Origin of the sequence: Bradyrhizobium erythrophlei, from assembly GCF_900129505.1 — a bacterium.
Classification (GTDB): domain Bacteria; phylum Pseudomonadota; class Alphaproteobacteria; order Rhizobiales; family Xanthobacteraceae; genus Bradyrhizobium; species Bradyrhizobium erythrophlei_D.
On record NZ_LT670818.1, the window covers coordinates 2,430,904 to 2,452,671 of the forward strand.

At 63.0% G+C, this 21,768-nt stretch carries 18 protein-coding genes; 11 read left to right on the forward strand and 7 right to left on the reverse strand.

Features of this window, described 5'->3' with window-relative positions:
* The first annotated feature begins 32 nt into the window (after positions 1-32).
* The 4 genes from B5525_RS11480 to B5525_RS11495 all read left to right on the forward strand — a co-directional run bounded on the left by B5525_RS11480 (position 33) and on the right by B5525_RS11495 (position 2,373).
* Positions 33-506 carry a chemotaxis protein CheW gene (locus B5525_RS11480; RefSeq protein ID WP_079566110.1) on the forward strand — a complete coding sequence of 158 codons (474 nt, stop codon included), beginning with the start codon at positions 33-35 and terminating at the stop codon, positions 504-506.
* 43 nt (positions 507-549) lie between these two features.
* On the forward strand, positions 550-933 hold the full coding sequence (locus B5525_RS11485) for a response regulator (RefSeq protein ID WP_079566111.1): 384 nt from the start codon (positions 550-552) through the stop codon (positions 931-933).
* A 231-nt stretch (positions 934-1,164) separates the two neighbouring features.
* Entirely contained in the window at positions 1,165-2,046 is an 882-nt protein-coding gene (locus B5525_RS11490) for a CheR family methyltransferase (RefSeq protein WP_079566112.1), read from the forward strand.
* Positions 2,047-2,049: 3 nt separating this feature from the next.
* On the forward strand, positions 2,050-2,373 hold the full coding sequence (locus B5525_RS11495; protein WP_079566113.1) for a pilus assembly protein PilZ: 324 nt from the start codon (positions 2,050-2,052) through the stop codon (positions 2,371-2,373).
* A 308-nt stretch (positions 2,374-2,681) separates the two neighbouring features.
* On the opposite strand, the gene B5525_RS11500 is transcribed toward B5525_RS11495, so the two are convergent.
* Positions 2,682-3,026 (reverse strand): hypothetical protein, encoded by a 345-nt coding sequence (locus B5525_RS11500; RefSeq protein ID WP_079566114.1) that lies wholly within the window; start codon positions 3,024-3,026, stop codon positions 2,682-2,684.
* A gap of 156 nt (positions 3,027-3,182) precedes the next feature.
* Here B5525_RS11500 and B5525_RS11505 point away from each other — a divergent pair, with 156 nt between their 5' ends.
* Positions 3,183-3,818 (forward strand): response regulator transcription factor, encoded by a 636-nt coding sequence (locus B5525_RS11505; RefSeq protein ID WP_079566115.1) that lies wholly within the window; start codon positions 3,183-3,185, stop codon positions 3,816-3,818.
* An 89-nt stretch (positions 3,819-3,907) separates the two neighbouring features.
* Here B5525_RS11505 and B5525_RS11510 read toward each other — a convergent pair whose 3' ends face one another.
* Positions 3,908-7,417: a PAS domain S-box protein gene (locus B5525_RS11510; RefSeq protein ID WP_079566116.1), complete on the reverse strand. Its 3,510-nt coding sequence runs from the start codon at positions 7,415-7,417 to the stop codon at positions 3,908-3,910.
* A gap of 69 nt (positions 7,418-7,486) precedes the next feature.
* Positions 7,487-7,921, reverse strand: a complete 435-nt coding sequence (locus B5525_RS11515; protein WP_079566117.1) for a response regulator — start codon at positions 7,919-7,921, stop codon at positions 7,487-7,489.
* 198 nt (positions 7,922-8,119) lie between these two features.
* Here B5525_RS11515 and B5525_RS11520 point away from each other — a divergent pair, with 198 nt between their 5' ends.
* The gene (locus B5525_RS11520) at positions 8,120-8,404 is read left to right on the forward strand and encodes a hypothetical protein (RefSeq protein WP_079566118.1); all 285 of its coding nucleotides are present in this window, start codon (positions 8,120-8,122) and stop codon (positions 8,402-8,404) included.
* A 64-nt stretch (positions 8,405-8,468) separates the two neighbouring features.
* On the opposite strand, the gene B5525_RS11525 is transcribed toward B5525_RS11520, so the two are convergent.
* Positions 8,469-10,472, reverse strand: coding sequence for a HAMP domain-containing methyl-accepting chemotaxis protein (locus B5525_RS11525; RefSeq protein WP_079566119.1), 2,004 nt, complete (start codon positions 10,470-10,472; stop codon positions 8,469-8,471).
* A gap of 414 nt (positions 10,473-10,886) precedes the next feature.
* Between B5525_RS11525 and araD the strand changes: the two genes are divergently transcribed.
* Together araD and B5525_RS11535 are read left to right on the forward strand one after the other, a co-directional pair.
* Complete coding sequence (gene araD, locus B5525_RS11530) at positions 10,887-12,626, forward strand: L-arabinonate dehydratase (protein WP_079566120.1); 1,740 nt, start codon at positions 10,887-10,889, stop codon at positions 12,624-12,626.
* Positions 12,627-12,756: 130 nt separating this feature from the next.
* Positions 12,757-13,476 (forward strand): ribonuclease activity regulator RraA, encoded by a 720-nt coding sequence (locus B5525_RS11535; protein WP_079566121.1) that lies wholly within the window; start codon positions 12,757-12,759, stop codon positions 13,474-13,476.
* 170 nt (positions 13,477-13,646) lie between these two features.
* Here B5525_RS11535 and B5525_RS11540 read toward each other — a convergent pair whose 3' ends face one another.
* On the reverse strand, positions 13,647-15,749 hold the full coding sequence (locus tag B5525_RS11540; protein ID WP_079566122.1) for a S9 family peptidase: 2,103 nt from the start codon (positions 15,747-15,749) through the stop codon (positions 13,647-13,649).
* A 169-nt stretch (positions 15,750-15,918) separates the two neighbouring features.
* Between B5525_RS11540 and B5525_RS47150 the strand changes: the two genes are divergently transcribed.
* From B5525_RS47150 to B5525_RS11550, 3 genes are read left to right on the forward strand one after another with little or no spacing between them, the layout of a single operon-like run.
* Positions 15,919-16,851 carry an MBOAT family O-acyltransferase gene (locus tag B5525_RS47150; protein ID WP_276328846.1) on the forward strand — a complete coding sequence of 311 codons (933 nt, stop codon included), beginning with the start codon at positions 15,919-15,921 and terminating at the stop codon, positions 16,849-16,851.
* Complete coding sequence (locus B5525_RS47155) at positions 16,833-17,354, forward strand: hypothetical protein (RefSeq protein ID WP_276328864.1); 522 nt, start codon at positions 16,833-16,835, stop codon at positions 17,352-17,354. Before B5525_RS47150 ends, B5525_RS47155 begins: the two co-directional genes overlap by 19 nt.
* 42 nt (positions 17,355-17,396) lie before the next feature.
* A complete protein-coding gene (locus B5525_RS11550) occupies positions 17,397-18,527 on the forward strand; it encodes a hypothetical protein (protein WP_244567871.1) in 1,131 nt (376 codons plus the stop codon).
* Between the two features lie 184 nt (positions 18,528-18,711).
* On the opposite strand, the gene B5525_RS11555 is transcribed toward B5525_RS11550, so the two are convergent.
* Together B5525_RS11555 and B5525_RS11560 are read right to left on the reverse strand one after the other, a co-directional pair.
* Positions 18,712-20,430: an ABC transporter permease gene (locus B5525_RS11555; RefSeq protein WP_079566123.1), complete on the reverse strand. Its 1,719-nt coding sequence runs from the start codon at positions 20,428-20,430 to the stop codon at positions 18,712-18,714.
* Positions 20,431-20,673: 243 nt separating this feature from the next.
* Entirely contained in the window at positions 20,674-21,753 is a 1,080-nt protein-coding gene (locus B5525_RS11560; RefSeq protein ID WP_079573230.1) for an ABC transporter substrate-binding protein, read from the reverse strand.
* Positions 21,754-21,768: the final 15 nt, after the last annotated feature.

Below are 21,768 nucleotides of genomic sequence, written 5' to 3' on the forward strand. Positions count from 1 at the left end.
GCAAGCTCAGCCCGGGCATAAGGATCTGAAGCATGACCAGCAAGACCGACTTGACCGAAGGCGCCGTCGCCGAATACGTCACCGCGATGATCGGAGGCCAGCTGTTCGGGCTGCCGATCTCCCGCGTCCAGGACGTGTTCATGCCGGAACGGCTGACGCGGGTGCCGCTGTCGCCCGGCGAGATCGCCGGTGTGCTCAATCTGCGCGGCCGCATCGTCACCGTGGTGGACATGCGCGCCCGGCTCGGACTGCCGAGGGCCGACGACGGCAAGCCGCCGATGGCGGTCGGCGTCGACCTGCGCGGTGAGTCCTACGGCCTGCTGATCGACCAGATCGGCGAGGTCCTTAGGCTTCCCGACGCGGGCCGCGAGGAAAATCCCGTCAACCTCGATCCCCGCATGGCCAAGCTCGCCGGCGGCGTGCATCGTCTCGACGGTCAGCTCATGGTCGTCCTCGATGTCGATCGCGTCCTCGAAATCGTGCCGAAAACCGTGCTGGCAGCCTAGCTTTGAGTTGCGATCGCAACGCCCCATTTGGGAGAAGCCCGAAATGAGAACATGTCTTGTCGTCGATGACTCGACCGTCATCCGGAAAATCGCGAGGCGAATTCTGGAAGAGATGGATTTCGAGATCACCGAGGCCGAGGACGGCGAGAAGGCGCTGGAAGTCTGCAAGTGCGGACTGCCCGACGCCGTCCTGCTCGACTGGAACATGCCGGTCATGGATGGCTTCGAGTTCCTGGGCAATCTGCGCCGGCTGCCTGGCGGCGACCAGCCCAAGGTGGTGTTCTGCACTACCGAAAACGGGATTGATCATATTGCGCGTGGGCTTGATGCGGGCGCCAACGAATACATCATGAAGCCGTTCGACAAGGACATCGTCGCCGCGAAGTTCCGGGAAGTCGGATTGATCGAGGTTACGGTGCCGGTCTAGGCCGGTTCCACGTCTCATAAGCCGTATCAGGTTGCGTCAAGTCATGACTATTGAACCAAACGCGGGGAAAAATCCTCGTTCCGGTTGCACCCGGAGGGGCGGCTATCCGCGCCGCCGGATGCCTTGCCCGTCATCGGCGCGCACAACCCGGAAAATTGACATTCGCGTCATGGTGAAATCGCCCAGCGATGTCCGTCCGAAATCATTACATTTCGTTTCGAGAGGCCGCCCGTGACCCCGCCCGACTACGAATATCTGCGCAAACTCCTGAGAGACCATTCCGGTCTCGATCTGTCTGCCGACAAGCAGTATCTGATCGAAAGCCGGTTGCTGCCGCTGGCGCGCAAGGCCGGCATCGCCGGCATCAGCGAACTCGTGCAAAAAATGAAGGATGGGTCCGCCTCGCTCGTCACCCAGGTGGTCGAAGCCATGACCACCAACGAAACCTTCTTCTTCCGCGATAAGGTTCCGTTCGATCACTTCCGCGATTCGATCATGCCCGAAATCCTGCAGGCTCGCGCCGGCCGCAAGAGCATCCGGATCTGGTGCGCCGCCGGCTCGACGGGTCAGGAACCCTATTCGCTCGCGATGTGCCTGAAGGAAATGAGCGGGGCGCTGAGCGGCTGGCGGGTCGAAATCATCGCCACCGACCTTTCGCAGGAAGTGCTCGAGAAGTCCAAGGCGGGCATCTACAGCCAGTTCGAGGTGCAGCGCGGCCTGCCGATCCAGTTGCTGGTCAAATACTTCAAGCAGACCGGCGAGTTTTGGCAGATCAACGCCGACCTTCGCGCCATGGTGCAGCATCGCCAGCTCAATCTGCTGCACGATTTTTCCCAGCTCGGCACGTTCGACGTGATCTTCTGCCGCAACGTTCTGATCTATTTCGATCAGGACACCAAGATCAACATCTTCAACCGGCTTGCCAAGCAGATGGAGCCGGACGGATTTCTCGTGCTCGGCGCGGCCGAGACGGTGGTCGGGCTAACTGACGTCTTCAAGCCGTTTCCCGATCGGCGCGGTCTCTATCGGCCGAGCGGCGTGCGCCCGGCGCCGGCGAAAATGCCGGCGTCCGGCGGCGCCTCGCCGAAGGTGTCGGCGGTGGCAGGGCTTTGACAAATGGCAGACGACGCTAAAGGACCGGAACGCGTGACCTTCAGTCGCGGATATGGCGTCTGCATCATGGGCATCGACGGTACCTGGCGCCGCGATTGTCTGCTTAACGCCATATCGGACAATGACGCCATCCTCACCGTCGAGGGCTCGATCCAGGGCCTCAATCTCAAGGAGTTCTTTCTCCTGCTGTCATCGACGGGGCTTGCCTATCGCCGATGCGAGCTGGTTCGCGTCAACGGCACCGAGATCGACGTCCAGTTCCTGAAGGGCAAGAACAAGAAAAAGCGGGCGGGCGCGGCTTCGCCCCAGGACACCATGATGGCATAACGCGTAGCGCGACTGCATAGCGGAACAAGCCCGACAAATCCCGCACAATTGCTAAAGACACCGGTCGAATTTCAGCCCGTCGTTTTACGCCGCTGAAGCTCGGGGGATGAGCGGTGGCCGCTGGTATGCGGCTTTCATCGCGTCAACGTCTCGAGGCGCCTTGCGCTCGATCAAAATCTGACGCGTCTGTCCGCCGATCGCCGAGCCTAGGCAAATCCGATCGTGGCGGCGAAGGCGGCCCCGGCCGCGGTCCGGCCTGAACGAACGAAACGGGGAGCCGACATGTTGGGGCACCGTCATCGGGCGCCTCAGGCGCAACCGCTCCAGCGATCGAGGTGCGGCGCGGTACCGGCCGTCTTAATTCCAGGCTGCGGTGTCCTGGTAGCATGCAGTAGGAGAAAGGCTGCGCCGAGATGGGCTTCGCAGGTTTTCAATGCCGCACGCGCGCCCGCGTAACGCGGCGTGACGTCATCCAGGACGAATATATTGGTGCCGGTTTCCCAATAGCCGAGGGGAACATCGTCGGGGACGGCCTGCTCGATCCGTTGCATGCTGGCCTGGACGTGCGCGATCAGCGACATGAGATCGGAACCGATCGCCTCATGGAGGTCCTCATTACGAGCCGAGGTTCCGCCGCCTGCTGCGTTGTGCATGAGAGGTCTCCTTTACCGGGCTTTTTATGCCTCCACCGCTACTTGTGCGTTAAGTCGCGGTCCCGTACAAATACGGGTGGGGACGACGACTCTGATATCAGCGTATGCGTCGTTACATCAGTCCGTCATCTCTTCACTGTCTATGGACGATGGTACATGACCGAAACACCACCCTCGCGCGGCGAAATATTCGTGGTCGACGACGATCCTGCTGTGCGCGAAACGCTTTCCGTGGTCTTGTCGGCCGGTGGCTATCAGGTGATCTGCTTCGCGGACGGCGCGGCGCTGCTCGCGGTCGCGCGCAACCGGACACCTTCCTGCATCCTGCTCGACGTGCATATTCCCGGTAAATCCGGCCTCGATATCCTGAGGGAACTTCGCGGCGAGGAGTATCCCGCGCCGATCTTCATGATCTCCGGGCAAGGCGACATCGCGATGGCGGTCTCGGCCATCAAGAACGGCGCGCTGGACTTCATCGAAAAGCCGTTCCGCGGCAGCGAAATCGTCGGACGGCTGGACGAGGCGATCAGGGCGTATGCGCGGCGGCAGGCCGACAGTTCAGCGTCGAGAGTAGCGTCGCTGCATTTTCCGGGGCGCGAACCGTTGACGCGGCGCGAACGCGAGGTGCTGGAGCAGTTCACCTCCGGCGCATCCAACAAGGAAGCCGGCCGTCAGCTCGGTATCAGCCCGCGTACGATCGAAGATCATCGCGCCAACATCATGAAGAAGCTCGGCGCGAGGAACGCGGCCGACCTGATCCGTATCGTGATGACCACTCCGCGCGCGTCCTGACGCCGGGCGCCGCCGCCTATCGCCGCGAACGGAACACGCGCACCCGGAGCTACCGCGATCGGCCAGGATCACGCTTGATCATCCCGGCCTCAAGTGGCGAGCGCCTTGCGGATCATGGCCCCCATATCCGACTTGCGGTACGGCTTGGCGAGCAGCAGCACGCCGGTGTCGAGCCGGCCGTGATGGATGATCGCATTCTCGGTATAGCCCGAGGTGAACAGCACCTTCAGCTCCGGTTTGCGCCGTTGCAGCTCGTTGGCAAGCTGGCGGCCGTTCATCGCGCCCGGCATGATGACGTCGGTGAACAACAGATCGAATTGATTGCCGGCCTCGAACACGGTCAGCGCCTCCGCCGCATTGGCCGCATCCAGCGTGACGTAGCCCAGCGAATGCAGCTGGGTCAGCACGTAATCCCTCACCAGCTTGTCGTCCTCGACGACGAGAATGGTTTCATGTCCGCCTTGTACCGCCAGCGCGTTGGAGGCCTCGGACGCGACCAGCGCTCCGGTGCCCGGCGGCAGGTACATCTTGATCGTCGTTCCGTGACCCTCCTCGCTGTAGATCTTGATATGCCCCGCCGATTGCTTGACGAAGCCGTAGACCATGCTCAGTCCGAGGCCGGTGCCCTTGCCAGGTCCCTTCGACGTGAAGAACGGGTTGAAGACCTTGTCGAGGATACCGGCGGGAATGCCGGTCCCGGTGTCGCTCACGGCAATCAGGGCGTAGCGGCCGGGCCGGACGTCGCCGTGGATGTTTGCGTAATTTTCGTCGAGGAACGCCGAGCCGGTCTCCAGGATAAGCTTGCCGCCATTGGGCATGGCGTCGCGGGCATTGAGCGACAGATTGAGGATGGCGGTGGCGAGCTGATTGGGGTCGACGGTGGCTACGCAGGCTTCGTCTTCGAATACCGATTCGATCTCGATGTGCTCGCCCAGCGTGGGCCGCAGCAGCTTGGCGGTGTCGATGATCAGCGTATTGATGTCGACCTCGCGTGGCTGCAGCGGCTGCTTGCGCGCGAACGCCAGCAGATGCTGGGTGAGGTCCGCGCCACGCGCGGCGGCGTCGTCGATCATCCTGGTGATGGCTGCGAGCTGCGGCTCCTTCTCGACCGCCTCCGCCAGGATTTCGATGGTTCCGGTAATTACCGTCAGGATATTGTTGAAATCATGCGCGATGCCGCCGGTGAGCTGGCCGAGGGCTTCCATCTTTTCGGACTGCCGGATCCGGTCCTCCGCCGCGATCTTGTCGGTGAGATCACGGTAGAATCCGTTGAACACAATGCCCTCGCGGCGGCGTAGCGCGGTGACGCTCACCTCGGCTGTGAATTCCTTGCCGTCGCGCCGCACCGCCCTGATTTCGCGGCGGCCTCCGGAAAGCCAGTCTTGCCCAGACCGGCGAAAGCGCTCCAAGCCTGCCTTGAGCCTGTCGCGGTCCGCTTCTACGACGATCAGATCGATCAGGCTTTTCCCAAGGGCGTCCTTGCGCGGCCACCCGAAAATCTTTTCCGCCGCCGAATTCCAGTTCAGGATGCTGCTGCTCTCGTCGGTCTGGACGAAGGCGTCGAGCGCGGTTTCGATGATGCCGCGTGCCAGTTGCTCGCTTTCGCGCAAAGTTTCCTGCGCTCGCCGGCTTTCGGTCATGTCGCGGCCGACGAAGAAATACCGCCGGACCGGCTCCGACCAGGTGCCCATCCAGGACAGCGTCACGAGCCGTCCGTCCTTGTGGACGTAGCGTGAATCGGTGTTCTGCGCGGGCTGTCCGCGCCGGACCAGCCGCATTTCCTTGCGGCTGATTTCGAGATCGTCAGGGAGCAGGAACTCGCTGGCGTTGCGGCCGATCATTTCGTCCGGCGCATATCCCAGGATGGTTTCGGCGCTGGGGCTCACCTGGACCAGCACGCCGCTGGGATCGATCACCAGGATCAGATCCTGCGAAGTATCGAAGATGCGGCGGCGCTCCTCGATCTGCTGGCGCAGCGCGTGCTGGGTTCGCCTGCTTTCCGTAATGTCGCGGGCGGTTTTCGATGCACCGATGATCGCGCCCGACGGCGTCTTGATCGGGGAAATGCGGAGCGCGACCTCCACCAGACGGCCGTCCCTGCGCAGGCGCACCGTTTCATATTGCTCGATGGTTTCGCCCCAGTTGACCCGGCGCAGGATGTCATGCACCTCCGCGATCCGGTCGGGCGGTACGATCAGATCGATGTTCTTGCCGACCGCTTCCGCCGCGGTATATCCGAACAGCCGTTCGGCGGCCGGATTCCAGCCGGTTATCGTGCCGTCGAGGGACTTGGTGATGACGGCGTCGTTGGAGGACTCGACGGCGGCGCTGAAAAGACGCTCGCGGGCGGCGTAGTGGTCACGCGCGGCCTCGGTCCGGCGATGTTCCCGGACCTCGCGTTGCAGTGCCTCGGTCTTGGTGTTGGCCTCGCCCAGCACCCGCGCAAACGCCCGTGCCAGCACGCCGGTCTCTCCGCCCGCATCGACGGGAATGGGCGGCGGGTCGTTCTTGCCGATGCCCTCGACGGCCGCCGTCAATCGACTGATCGGCTGGGTCAGCGAGCTCGCGACGAGCACGGCCAGCGCGGCCGCGCCCAACACCGCGATCAACCCGACCAGCAGGGAGGTGTTCTGGATCGCCGCCGCCGGCGCCATGAAGACGGCGTTCGGAACGGTTTCGATGATCCCGATCCATTCACTGCCGGCAAGAATGGCCGGAGCGAGCGCCGCCGCGCTCGGCCGCCCGGTCTGATCGGGCACGATGTTCACCACACTTTGCAATGTCCCGGGTGACGCCGCTAAATAGGGAAAGTCGCTCTGCCAGTTGGTCGACGTGCCCAGCTCCGAGCCGAATTCGCGGCTGGGGTCGGGATGGACGAGATAGTCCCCTCGTCCATTGACGACGTAGATCCCCCCGCCCTGCTGCACCGATGACCGGACGCGGTCAAAAGCCGGCCCTAAATCGACGTTGACGATGACGACACCGAACGGTTTGCCGTCGGGCGTGAAAATCGGCGTCGCGACGCGTATCGTCGGTCTGTGCGGCGTCTCGATTTCCCCGTAGGACCGCCCCAGATTGAGCGGTGATACGTATAATTCGTCCGGGCGCAACTTGATCGAATCCTGGAAATAGGCCCGATCGTCTCTTCGTTGCAACTCCGGCTCTGCAACGATCCGAAGCGCTCCATTGGACCCGAAGCGGTCGACGCGTACGATCTCGCGCCCGCCGTCATCGAGGCCGATGATGCGAAGCATCGCATAAGCAGGGTTGGCTTGAATTTCGGCAAAGAGCCGGGCTGCGATCCGTTCCCGCCACGTTTTTTCCGAGATGCCATCAACGGGATCGACGCCACCTGCCAAATGCGCGCGGATCAAGCCGTTCAACGCGGCCGAGGATCGAAAGCCTGCGATGTCTCCCCGCGCGCCGGCCACGAAGTATTCGAGATCCGCGGCGACGAGCTGCGAATGAGCCTCGATGCGATCGAGGACGCGCGGCAGCAGCGCCTGCTCCAGGCTGCGATAGCTCAGCCATCCGACCGCCGATACCGCGATCGCAACCAGCAAGACCATCGCGATGGCTAGTCGGGTGGCGAGCGTCATCTGTACTCTCGCGTCGCCTGGTGATCCTTTGGCGCATAGCCGGGCAGGATAGACGACGCTGTGTTGGCATTATGGGCCGGGCGCAATATTCCCCGCTGGAACCGATGATGACGATGAGCGCTTCGCGGCGTCAAGACAATCTGCGACCGCCGCCATCAGAGCGGCTGGCTTGAAGGGCTTTTGCAGGCTGCTGACGGCGCCGAGCTTGGTCGCCATGGTCAGAAAGTCCGGACCCGCGGCGGGATCCGGCTCGATCGGGCGGCCGGAGATCACAATGATCGGCATCAGCGGCTGCTGTTGGTGAATGAGCCGCATCGCTTCCAGCCCATCCATTCCCGGCATGAAAATATCGAGAAACAACATGTCGAATTTTCCGGATTCGATGATCGCCAGGCCCTTGCGGCCGTCATTGGCGACGAAAACGCTGTGGCCGGCCCGCTCCAGCAGAAGTCGGATGGTGGTCTGGACGGCAATGTCATCGTCGACGATCAGAATTTTTGCCAAGAGCGAATCTTTCGCGGTGCATGAAATATGTCAATGTTGAGTTGTGAATCCGTTGCCTGCCACGCGCAAGCCATTCTTCGGCGACGCGCGCGCCATATTGTTGAAAAAAAGCGACGCATCGCGCTGCTGCTATTCCCGATACAGTGCAGACGACGCCGGACGTGGCTTCGCAACGGATGATTCGCGTCGCTTCAGCCAATGATGGAACCCGCGCCGGTGATTTCATACCGCATCCGGTATTTGCACGGGTTTCTGTTTCACTCCCGATTAAACCTCGGGGATTCTCCCGGAGTTGACGGGCCTTTCTTCACGCAGCATGGCCTGCGCATTTGTCTGAAGGCGGAAACTTCGTTCGCCGATACGGCGGCGCATGGCAGCGGGGATCCGAAGGCGGCGGCGCATCGGGGCTATGAAGGTGGGCAGGTCGACAAGGCGGCTGTGATCTGGAAGCGGCCCTCGTCAACGGCGAGGCTTACAGGATGATGATCGGCGAACGGCGCTTTGCCGTTGCATAGGCTCGGCTCGATAACGAGCCGGGCCTCGTTGATCAGGCCGCACGCACGGTGTTGAGAAACTTGCCGACCTCGAGCTTGAGGCGGTTGCTGTCGCCGGACAACGACTGCGCCGCCGCCAGAACCTGCGACGAGGCGGATCCGGTCTCGCCGGCGCCGCGCTGCACGTCGACGATGTGGGACGAGACCTGCTGGGTACCTTGCGCCGCCTGCTGCACGTTGCGGGAAATTTCCTGCGTCGCCGCGCCCTGCTCTTCCACCGCCGCCGCGATGGTCGAGGAGATTTCCGACAGTCTTTCGATGGTGCCGCTGATCTCCTTGATCGCGCCGACCGACTCGTGGGTCGCCGCCTGGATGCCCGAGATCTGCTGGCCGATCTCGCCGGTCGCCTTGGCGGTCTGCTCGGCCAGCGCCTTCACCTCGGATGCCACCACCGCGAAGCCACGTCCGGCCTCACCGGCTCGCGCGGCCTCGATCGTGGCGTTCAACGCCAGCAGGTTAGTCTGGCCCGCGATGGTGTTGATCAGTTCGACGACGTCGCCGATGCGCGCGGCGGCCTTCGACAATTCGCTGACGCGGTCGTTGGTCTTGCGCGCCTGATCGACGGCCTCGCCCGCCATCCGGGCAGATTCCTGCACCTGGCGGCTGATCTCGTTGACGGACGACGCCATTTCTTCGGTAGCCGAGGCCACCGACTGCACGTTGGTGGAGGCTTCTTCCGAAGCGGCGGCAACCATGGTGGTGAGCTCCTGCGCCCGCGCCGCGGTCGAGGTCAGCGTGCCGGCGGAGGCTTCCAGTTCGGTCGAGGCCGAGGATACGGTCTCGACGATCTCGCCAACGGCGGCTTCGAAGCCATCGGCGAGCTTGATCATGTCCGCCTTGCGCTGCTTGGCGGCGATCTGGTCCTGTGTGGCCTTGGCCTCGGCTTCCTCGCGGGCCTTCTCCTCAGCCCTGACTTTGAAGGTCTCGACCGCCTGCGCCATGTCGCCGATCTCGTCCTTGCGATCGAGACCCGGGAGCACAACGCCGAAATTGCCGCCCGCGAGTTCTTTCATGCCGGAGGTCAGTCCCGACAGCGGCTTGATGATGCCGCGCGCGATCAGGAACGCGATCAAGAGGCCAATCACGACGGCTGCGCCGGCCACCACTTCCTGCATGGTGATGGTGCCGCTGATGAGACCTTCGGTATCTGCGGTCGTCTTGGCGAAAGCCCTCCCGATCGATTCCCTCACCCCGTCGAGTTTTCCAACTGCGTCGACGGTCAGGGGCGTGATGGCCTTGTAGTAAATGTCATCGCCCGCCACCAGATTGGGCCCGGTCTTGTTGAAGGCCTCGGCGTATTTGGCAACACCGGTCTTGACGTTCGCCAGCAGCGCCGCGAGATTCGGGGGCAGGTCGGCTTTCTCCAGAACCGCGATCTGCGCCTGGGCCTTTTCGGTGTTGGCCTTGAAAGTCGCGAGCCCCTTGGCGTCACGGGTCGCCAGCATCCGCCAGTTCGCGACGCGAACCAGAAGTACCTTGGCTTCAAGGAAGGCTGCGCCCGGGGCAGAATCGGTTTTTGCTATGGCATCGACGAATTTCTGGACGTCCTCCGCCATCTTGTCGCCGTCGGTGAACAGGGACGCCTGACCGGCAACCACCTGCTTGACGGCCTCGCCGAGCGCGAGGCGCTTAGCCTTCAGTTCCTCGATATCCTTGCCGATCTCTTTGTAGGTCGCACGCCGTTCTTCGGACCGGGTCGTCTTGTCGGCTTCCACCAGAAGATCGCCCGCCGTCTTCAACCGCGTTTCGGCTTCGGTGTAGGATTTCTCGTCGTGATCGAATGCGTAGCGGAGGATCGCGCGCCGAATCGCCTGGAGGTTCGCGGCGATTTCGCCCACCCGGATCGTGTTCTCGGACTGCAGCGTCATCGCCGCGACCTGGGTGCGGAGTTCTCCCAGTTGCCATACCGCGAAGCCGGCAAGGCCCACGCAGAACAGCAGCAGTGCAGCGAATCCGCCATAGAGCCGGCCGCTGATTCGAAGATTCAGAAATGACATTGAATCCGTCCTCGCAAATGCAGCAATTTGGAAATGCGAGGGGAAGCTGCTCCCCCGGCGAAATGGCGCATTTGCGCGGCCACTGCCAATGAATAGCAGCTCGAAGATATGACACCCTTAATATACCCCTCGTACAAATACGGGAAATTGGATGATAACCCGCCGCGCCGGCGGCGCTGTTCCAGCGTCCGCGTCATCTCGTGCCACACGGCGGAATCGACCTGACCGCCGCGCTTGCACGAAAATGCCAGGGCGGCCCCTAAGCCGTGCCGGTACATTTCCGCAGCGCGGTGCTGGCGGCGACCGCGCTGGTTTCCTGACGACTGGCCGCCATGCGCCGGTACCCGTGAAAGCGGGCTTGCCCGGCATAGACCGCCTGTGAGATGACCTGAGCGGTCTCGAACAGGTGTGATCATGGCAGACAAGAAAAAGCCTCAGGAAACGCTCCGCAGCGCGCGCTGGTTTGCGCCCGACGACCTCCGTGCCTTCGGCCACCGCTCGCGTGCGATGCAGATGGGCTACGCGCCCGAGGAGTGGAAGGACCGCCCGGTCATCGCGATCCTCAATACCTGGTCCGACGCGCAGCCCTGCCACATGCATTTCAAGAGCCGCGTCGACGATGTCAAGCGCGGCGTGCTGATGGCCGGCGGCTTTCCGATGGAATTGCCGGCGCTGTCGCTGTCGGAATCGTTCCTGAAGCCGACCACCATGCTCTATCGCAACATGCTGGCGATGGACGCCGAGGAGCTGTTGCGCGGCCATCCCGTCGACGGCGTGGTGCTGATGGGCGGCTGCGACAAGACCACGCCGGGCCTGCTGCTCGGCGCCACCAGCATGAACTTGCCGGCGATCTATCTGCCCGCGGGACCGATGCTGCGCGGCAACTGGAAGGGCAAGACACTGGGCTCGGGGTCGGATGCCTGGAAATACTGGGACGAGCGGCGCGCCGGGAAAATCTCCGACAAGGACTGGGTCGATGTCGAGGCCGGCATCGCGCGCAGCTACGGCACCTGCATGACCATGGGTACCGCCTCCACCATGACCGCGATCGCCGAGGCGATCGGCATGACGCTGCCCGGCGCCTCGTCGATTCCGGCCGCCGACGCCGGCCATATCCGTATGGCCTCTGAATGCGGCCGCCGCATCGTCGAGATGGTCTGGGAAGACCTGACGCCGAGACGGATCCAGACCCGCAAGGCGTTCGAAAACGCCATTACGGTGGCGATGGCGATGGGCTGCTCGACCAATGCGATCATCCATTTGATCGCGCAGGCGCGCCGCGCCGGCCAGGACATTGGATTGGAGGATTTCGAGATCGCCAGCCGCAAGGTGCCGGTGGTGGCCAACGTGCGGCCGAGCGGCGACAAATATCTGATGGAGGATTTTTTCTATGCCGGCGGATTGCCGGGCCTGATGAGCCGGATCCGGGACCATCTGCATCTCGATTGCCTGACGGTAACCGGCCGGACGCTCGGTGAGAATATTGCGGGCGCCGAGGTCTACAATGACGACGTCATCCGCTCCTTCGAAAATCCGATCTATGCCGAAGGCGCGCTCGCGGTGCTGAAGGGCAATCTCGCCCCCGATGGCTGCGTGATAAAACCGTCAGCCTGCGAGCCGCGCTTCCTCAGGCACACCGGCCCGGCTCTGGTGTTCGACGACTATCCCGCGATGAAAAAGGCGATCGACGATCCCGATCTCGACGTCACGGCCGATCACGTGCTGATCCTGCGCAACGCGGGGCCGCAGGGCGGGCCGGGCATGCCGGAATGGGGAATGCTGCCGATCCCTACAAAACTCGTGAAGCAGGGCGTGCGCGACATGGTACGGCTGTCGGACGCGCGCATGAGCGGCACCAGCTACGGCGCCTGCATCCTGCATGTGTCACCGGAATCCTATATCGGCGGGCCGCTGGCGCTGGTGAAGAACGGCGACAGGATCACGCTGGACGTCGCCGCGCGTACCATCAATCTCGACGTCCCGGAAGCGGAACTGGCCAAACGGCGCGCCGCATGGCAGCCGCCGGAGCCGCGCTACGAGCGCGGCTATGGCTGGATGTTCACCAAGCATATCAGGCAGGCCAATGAGGGCTGCGACTTTGACTTTCTCGAAACGTCGTTCGGCGCGCCGGTCGACGAGCCGTCGATTTATTAAGCCCCGTCGTTCCGGGATGGTCCGAAGGACCAGACCCGGAGCTTCGAGAGATTCCCCGATGCGCAATTGCGCATCTGAGGTTCGATGCTTCGCATCGCGCCGGAATGACGGACAACCAGGATAAGGCCACATGACAAAACTCAGCGATACCACCCGCACTAAATTAAAGTCCGTCTCCACCGCCACGGTCGCGACCGCGCTGTTCAAGCGCGGCTTTCGCATCCAGATGATTCAGGACGTGCATGCGCTTGGCGCCGATCAGCCGGTGCTGGTCGGCGAGGCCTTTACCCTGCGCTACATGCCGGCGCGCGAAGACCTCAACAAGCTCGAGGTGTTTCGCGACCGCGCTCATCCGCAGCGCAAGGCGATCGAGGACTGTCCGCCCGGCGCGGTGCTGGTGATGGACAGCCGCAAGGATGCCCGCGCGGCCTCGGCCGGCGCGATCCTGGTGACGCGGCTGATGCAACGCGGTGTCGCCGGCGTCGTCACCGACGGCGGCTTTCGCGATTCAGCCGAGATCGCAAAACTCGGCTTTCCCGCCTACCATCACCGCCCGAGCGCGCCGACCAACCTGACGCTGCATCAGGCGATCGAGATCAACGTCCCGATCGGCTGCGGCGACGCGCCAGTGTTTCCCGGCGACGTCATCCTCGGCGATGGCGACGGCGTCATCGTGATCCCCGCGCACCTCGCCGACGAAATCGCCGTTGAGGCCGTCGAGATGACCGCGTTCGAGGATTTTGTCACGGAGGAGGTGAAGAAGGGCCGCGGCATTTTCGGTCTTTATCCCGCCACCGACGAGCAGACGCTGGTGCAGTTCGCGGCGTGGCGGAAGAAGATGGGGAGGTAGGCGCACCATAAGACACGTCGTCCCGGACAAGCGAGCGGAGCGAGCGCGATCCGGGACCCATAACCACAAGCGCTCGTTATTGCCAGGATGTTGCCCTAGCGTGCCTGAAACCGTCGTTCGGTGGTTATGGGTCCCCGCTTTCTCGGGGACGACAACCTGGATGACCTGGGCTACGACGTTCTCTCCACCATTCCCACCGCCCACAGCGCGAACGCATAGGCGATCGCGACCTCGTCGAGCCGGTTGAATCGACCCGATGCGCCGCCGTGGCCGGCGCCCATGTTGATCCGCAGCAACACCGGTCCGCCGCCTGTCATGGTGGCGCGCAGCCGCGCGATCCATTTGGCCGGCTCCCAGTAGGTGACGCGCGGATCGGTCAGGCCGCCCATCGCGAGAATCGCCGGATAATCCCTGGCCGCGACGTTGTCGTAAGGCGAGTATGACAAGATGGTCTTGAAGTCCCTTTCGCTCTCGATCGGGTTGCCCCATTCCGGCCATTCCGGCGGCGTCAGCGGCAGCGTGTCGTCGAGCATGGTGTTGAGCACGTCGACGAACGGCACCTCGGCGACGATGCCGGCGAACAATTCGCCAGCGCGGTTGGCGACCGCACCCATCAGCATGCCGCCGGCGCTGCCGCCATGGGCGACAATGCGTTTGGTCCCGGTATATTTGGCTGCGATCAGCGCGCGCGCGCTGGCGGCGAAATCGTCGAAGCTGTTGGTCTTCTTCTCGCGCTTGCCGTCCAGATACCAGCCCCAGCCCTTGTCGGTGCCGCCGCGGATATGGGCGATGGCATAGACAAAGCCGCGATCGACCAGCGACAGTCGGTTGGCCGAGAACGACGCCGGCATCGCCATGCCGTAGGAGCCGTAGCCATACAAAAGCAGCGGCGCGTTGCCGTCGCGCGTGAGGTCTTTGCGGTGCAGGATCGATACCGGCACCTCGGCGCCGTCATGCGACTTCGCCATGATTCGGGTGGTGACGTAGTCGGCGGGGTTGTGGCCACTGGGAATTTCCTGGCGCTTGCGCAACACCCGCGTGCGCTTCGCCATGTCGTAGTCGTAGACCTCCGACGGCGTCGTCATCGACGAATAGGAAAAACGCAGATTCGTCGTGTCGAATTCATAGGAGCCCATGGTGTCGAGCGAATAGGCCGCCTCGTCGAAGGCGATGGCGTGCTCGTCGCCTGTGCCGAGATCGCGGATGATGATGGACGGCAGCGCATTGGCGCGCTCCAGCCGCACCATGTGGCCGGCATAGAGCTCGACATCGAGGATGTAGATGCCGGCGCGATGCGGGATCAGCTCGCGCCAGTTGGCGCGCTCGGGGGCGGCGAGCGGCGCGGTCACGACCTTGAAATCGATCGCGCCGTCGGCGTTGGTGAGGATGAACAATTCCTCGCCGCGGTCGGCCAGCGAATATTGCACGCCGCTCTGGCGCGCGGCGACCAGCCGCGGCGGCGCCTCGGGACGGGCGAGATCGATCAGCCGCTGCTCTGACGTTTCGTGGTCGCCGCCCGCGATCACGCAAAAACGCCCGCTGGAGCTCTCATGGATATGCGTGAACCAGCCGGCATCGTGCTCCTCATAGGCCAGACTGTCGTCCGCCTGCGGCGTGCCGAGGCGATGGCGCCAGACCTGCATCGGGCGGTGGTTGTCGTCGAGCTTGACATAGAAGAAGCTCTTGCCGTCAGTGCTCCACACCACCGCGCCGTCGGTTTCCTCGACCAGATCGTCGAGGTCCTTGCCATCAGCCCAGTCGCGCACGCGGATGGAAAAATATTCCGAGCCCTTGATATCGGCGCTCCAGGCCTCGAGTCGATGATCCGGCGAATGCCGGGCGCCGCCGAACTTGAAATATTCCTCGGATGCCGCGAGCTGGTCACCATCGAGCACGATCCGGACCTCGCCGCCGTCGCGCGGCATGCGGCCGAACAGTTCGTGCTGGCCGCCCTCGCGGAACTTGCGCAGATAGGCGTAAGGACCGTCCGGCGAGGGCACGCTGGAATCGTCCTCCTTGATCCGCCCGCGCATTTCCGCAACCAGCGTCTTCTGCAGGGCGGCGGTGTGGCCGAGCAGGCTCTCGGTATAGGCGTTCTCGGCTTCGAGATATTTCCTGATATCCGGATCGAGCACGGCGGGATCGCGCAACACTTCCTGCCAGTTTTGATCCTTCAGCCAGGCGTAGTCGTCCACCACCGTGATGCCGTGGGTGGTGAACGGATGCGACCGGCGCGGCGCGACCGGCGCGGGGAGGGAGGTCTTTTGATCCATTGGTGCTCACCCGGTTCCGCTCGCGGACCTTGCCGCGGTTGTCAACGCTATATCGGCGCTCGCCAGCGGATTGCCAGATATGGCGCCCCTGCGCCAGTGCCGCGCACGGCTTGTTGACTGCCGGGTTGTGTGGTTAGGGTTTTTCGGCCCTGCGCCCGGGAAAGGCCTGATGCTCTTCAATTCCTATCCCTTCATCTTCCTGTTCCTGCCGGTCGCCCTGTTCGGCTATTTTGCGCTCGGCCGGTTCGGCAATCCTTTGCCCGTGATCTGGCTGGCGCTGGCGTCGCTGGCCTTTTATTCCTTCAGCAACTGGCAATTCGTGGGCCTGCTGCTGGGCTCGATCGCGTTCAACTATTTCATCGGCCTGTTGTTGATCGCAAGGCGGCTGCGCGCGCGGATGCGATTGGCGGTTCTCACGATCGGCGTCACCGGCGATCTCCTGGTGCTCGGCACATTCAAATATGCCGGCTTCCTCGCCGCCAATCTCGATGCGCTGTTTTCCACCGGCCTCGCCGTGAACATCCTGCTGCCGGTCGGGATATCCTTCTACACCTTCACCCAGATCGCCTTCCTGGTGGATGCCTATCGCGGCAAGGTCGCGGGTTACGCGCTGCCGCGTTACGCGCTGTTCGTGACCTACTTCCCGCATCTGATCGCCGGGCCGATCCTGCACCACCGGGACATGATCCCACAGTTCGAGCGAAGCGAATCGAAGCGGCCGGATCCGCATCTGATCCTGTGCGGCCTGATCATTTTCGCGATCGGCCTGTTCAAGAAGACCTGCCTCGCCGACGGCATCCAACCCCTGGTCGCGCTCGCCTTCGGCCCCACGACACCGTCGTTTGACCAGGCCTGGATCGGCGCGCTGGCCTACACCTTCCAGCTCTATTTCGATTTCTCCGGCTATTCCGACATGGCGATCGGAATCTCCCTGATGTTCGGCATCTTCCTGCCGCTCAATTTCAATTCGCCGTACAAGGCCCGAAACATCATCGACTTCTGGCGGCGCTGGCACATGACGCTGTCGCATTCCTGCGCGACTATCTCTATATCCCGCTCGGCGGCAATCGCGGCGGGCCGGCGCTGCGCTATGTCAACCTGATGATTACAATGGCGCTCGGCGGGCTCTGGCACGGCGCGGCCTGGACGTTTGTCATCTGGGGCGTGCTGCACGGCTGCTATCTTTGCATCAACCACGCCTGGAACAATTTTGGTCCGGCGATAACGCCGCGCCTGGCGTCCCTGGCAAATCTTGCCGCGTTCGCACTCACGTTCCTCGCCGTCGTCGTCGCCTGGGTGTTCTTCCGCGCCGACAGCCTGTCAAGCGCGCTTTACGTGCTGTCGAAGATGGCCAGCCCTGCGCAAATCGCCTTCGGCCGTGGCGAAATGGCCGACGCAGTCTTCATCGGCATCTATGCCGCCATCGCGTGGTTCGCGCCGAACACGCAAACCATCATGGGTTACGATCACGCCAATAGAACTGTCGGAGGGACGCTCGACGGCTCGCGGCTGCGGCCGCTCTTCCTTTACGCCACCGCGGCGGTGCTGGCTTTCGGGATTCTCGGAATCCAGCAGCACAGCGAATTCATATACTTCAGGTTTTAGAGCATGACCCGGAAAAGTGGGAACCGGTTTTCCGAAAAGGTCATGCTCAAGCAAAGAATGAGTGCACCTGCCAAGGATCTGCTGCGGTTTCTGGGCGCCACCGCACTGGTCATTTTTGCGGCGTCCGCGCTCACTTTCATCGTCGACCCGCTGCAGTTGTTCAGGCCGGCGCGGCTGGTTGCGGCGATGTATTCGCCTGACAGCCGGATGCAGGACGCCGGCCTGATCAGCAGCCAGGAATTCGACACCGTCTTCATGGGCACCTCGCTGGCGATCCACTTCCGGCAGAGCGACATCGACCGCCTGCTCGGTGGGAAGTCGCTGAAGCTTTCGATGACGGGGTCGACGTCGCATGAGCAGAGTTTTGTCATTGCCTCGGCGCTCGAGCGCCATCCCAGGCGGGTGATCTGGGAGATGGACGACTGGATCTTCCGCGATTCGCCGGATGTCGATCACGACATCTATCTTCCGGCCGATCTTTATCGGCGAGACATCAAGGGCTTCGCCGGTTACCTGTTCAGCGGCGCGATGGCGCGCGAATCGGCGTGGATCATGGTGCGCTCGATTCCGCCGCTTGCGCCGCTCGTCGCGCGGCTGACCAACGGCGTCATGTTCAAATTTCCGATTTCCCGCGTCGACGACATCAACATCCTCCGGCCCGAGATCGACGTCCAGGAAGCCTATAACGCGAAAAAGGCCGTGGATGCTTTGAGGTCCATCACCGATCCCGTGCGCAGTGCCTATCTGGCCGAAGGATACAGCTTTGAACCGATGGTGAAGAATTTCGAGCAGGATGCGGTCGGCCTGATCGCGAAAAACCCGGATATTCTGTTCGACATCTATTTTCCCCCGTACTCGATCCTGCAATGGGCCGCGATGAGGGACGCCTCGCCATCGACGCTGCAGCTCGTCTACGATTTCTCCGCCTATGCCGCCCAGCGGCTGGCGGAGTACCCAAACGTCCGCCTGCACGACTTTCGCGCGGTCAGTGAGGTCACCCACAACCTCGGCAATTATGCCGACGTGATCCATCATTCGCCTGACGTCGATCTGAAGATCCTGTCGTGGCTGGCCGCAGGCACCTACGTCGTCGACCGCGCTGCGCCGCTGGCTTCGCTGGAACGGCTCGAGGCGCAAGTCGCGGCGTATCGGGTCGACAGTATCGAACGGTAGGCGCATTAACTCGCAGCATGCTCCGTTTCACCTCTCCCATGGGGAGAGGTCGGCGCGCAGCGCCGGGTGAGGGGTCACAGCCTAACGATGAACCGTAATCCCTCACCCCAACCCTCTCCCTCTGGGAGAGGGAGCTCACCGCCGTTGTCGCGGGCAGATCAAATTGGGGGCGCGTTGCGGCTAGCTAATTCCTTAACCGCGCATCGGCGTTGGCGCCGAATACCGGGATCCGGTTGACCGCGAGCACGACCGCGAACGTGATCACCAGCATCGCGATGCCCAGCACCGAGATCGCGGCGAGGTCGCCGCTTTCATTGAGGTCGTAGATCAACACGCTGATTACCTTGGTCTGCGAGGTGAACAGCACGATCGCCGCCGACAGCTCCCGCATCACGCCGATGAAGATAAAACACCAGGTCGCGATCACGCCGGTGCGCAGCAGCGGTGCGGTGATCTGGCGCAGCGCCTGCAGCCGCGTTGCGCCGAGAATGCGGCTGGCGTCCTCGAGTTCCGGATGAATGGTGGCGAACGCCGCCTGCAATTGCTGATAGGCCGAGGGCAGGTTGATGGTGAGGAAGGCGATCAAGAGGATCCACAGCGTGCCATAGAGCACGAAAGGCGGCCGCGTGTAGCTGAGGAACAGCCCGACGCCGAGCACGATGCCGGGCACCGCGACCGGGGCGGTGGCGAGAAAGCCGAGCATGCGATGGCCCAGGATTACCCGGCGCGTCGTGACATAGGCGATCACCAGCGCCAGCATCGTACCGATGGTCGCGGTCGCGGTGCCCAGGATGACGGTGTTCTTCAGCGCGAGCTGGGTCGAGGACAGTTCCGTGAACACGAACACGATGTTCTTCAGCGTCAGCGTCGATGGCGTCACCAGCGTGGTCGCGTTCGGCGAGAAGGCCGCGTTGAGCAGCGCGAAATAAGGCAGGAACACCGGGTTGAGCAGCACGATCAGACAGAAGCCCAGCGCCGCCCAGCGCCATTTCCTCAGTTCGACCTGGCGCGGTGCGCCGTATTTGCCGCCGACGACAGAGTAGCCGCGGCGGCCGAGGATGAATTTTTGCGCTTGCAGCAGCAGGATGGTCAGCAGCAACAGCGGCACCGCAGCGGCGGCGGCGAGCTCCAGCTTCGGCGGATACTGGAACAGGCTCCAGATCTTGGTGGTCATGGTGTGGAAGCCGGCCGGCAGCGCCAGGATCGCCGGCGATCCGAACAGGGTCATGGCCTGCAGGAAGGCGATCAGCGCGCCGGCGACGAGAGCAGGCAGCGCCAGCGGAATGGTGACGCGCCGTGCCGTGGTCCAGGCCCTGCCGCCGAGGATCGCGGACGCATCCTCGAGTTCGCCCGGCATGTTGTCGAGCGCGTTGGCGACCAACACGAATACGAAGGGGAAGGTGTAGCAGGAAATCACAAAAATGATTCCGGTCAGCGAGTAGATATTGAACAGATGATCGTCGGAGTCGGCGCCGGTGAGACAACGAAACAGCTGGTTCAGCAAGCCGCTGTTCGGCGCCGCCAGCAGTTCCCAGGCCACCGCGCCGAGAAACGGCGGCGTCACGAAAGAGGCGGTGACCAGTGCCCGGATCAATTGCCGCCCCGGCATGTCGGTGCGCGACACCAGCCACCCCATCGGCGCCGCCACCGCGCAGCAGATCACGGCCGAAGTCGTGGCGATGATCGCGGTGGTCAGCAGCGGATCGAGAAAATCGGGATTGGTGAACAGCGTGACGAAATTGTGCAGCGTCACGTGATTGGCCTTGTCGGTGAAGGCGTAGACGGCAAGCCACGACATCGGCAGCGCGATCAGCAATATCAGGCAGGCCGCGAACAGTCCCAGCATCGGCTTGGTCCAGTCGAATCTGCCGCGGGTGCCGTCGATGGGGGTGGTGATGGTCATGCTGGGTTCAATCTTGGTTATCTTTTATCACCGGCTTGCATCTTTCGCTCCCTCGCCCCGCTCTTGCGGGGTCGAGACGAGCAAGCTCGCTCTGAGAGGGTTGGGGTGAAGGGCTCTATCGGCAAGTTCGACCCGCGGAGAGTCCCCCTCACCCGTCGCGCATCTGGCGATGCGCGCCGACCTCTCCCCGCAAGCGCAGGGCGAGGTGAAGAGCGCGCCGCCGCCCTACCGCGAGGATGGGCATCACACCCGAAACAGTTTCGCATAGCGCGTCTTGATTTCCTCGGCCATCTGCTCGACGCCGGCCGCATCTTCCTTCATCAGCTTGATGTCGGATATTTTCCGCCGGCCCGGCTTCGATTGCACCTGCGCATGCACCGAATATTGCGCGGTGAAATCGATGAAGAATTGCTGGGTTTCGCGGGTGTGCAGCCATGCCTGGAACAGTCGTGCGGCATTGGGATGCGGCGCGGCGGCGAAGATGCCCGTCGGCCCCGAAATGGTCGGCGTGCCCTCGGCCGGATAGACCGGTTCGACCGGCTGGCCGGCCTCCTTCAGCAGCACGATGCCATATTCGTTGCCGTCGGCCATCACCGCGCGCTCGCCGAGCGACAATTTCTTCGGTGGATCGGTTGACGACTGCACCTGCATGACGCGCTGCTTCGACAGCTTCTCGTAATAATCCCAACCCAGTTCGCGCACCGTCTCGAAGGTCGCGGTCATGATGGTGCCGCTATAGGCGGGATGCCCCTTGACCATCTTGCCGGCCCATTTCGGATCCAGCAGGTCGGCGAAACTTTTCGGCGCGTCCTCGGGCTTCACCAGATTGGTGTTGTAGGCGATCGACGACAACCAGATCCGCGACGTCGCGAACATGCCGTCGGGGTCGCGATAGTCAGCCGGAAAATATTTAGCGATTTCTTCCGACACGAACGGCGCCAGCCAGCCGTTCTTCTTCCAGGGAATGAAGTGCGAGGCGTCGGAGCTGTTGATCACGTCGACGGCGTGGATGTTGCTCGCGGCTTCCTGCGCGACCCGCTGAAACAGCCGCTCCGAGCCGGAGCGCTCGATCTGGACGGAAATCCCCGGATAGTGCGCCTCGAACGCCTTGCCGAGCTTTTCGCCGACGGGAAGATCCATGGAGGAATACAGGATCACCGTGCCTTCCTTTTTCGCCGCGTCGATCAGTTGCGGCGTGATGGATTCGGCCGGCGGGGCTTGCGCGCGCGCAGGCTCGGCGAACACGCTTGCCATGGCCAGCGCGGCCGAGCCCTGCAGCGAGGTTTTGAGAACGTCGCGCCGGGAAAGTCGTTTGCCTCTCATCGCGTCCTCCTGTTG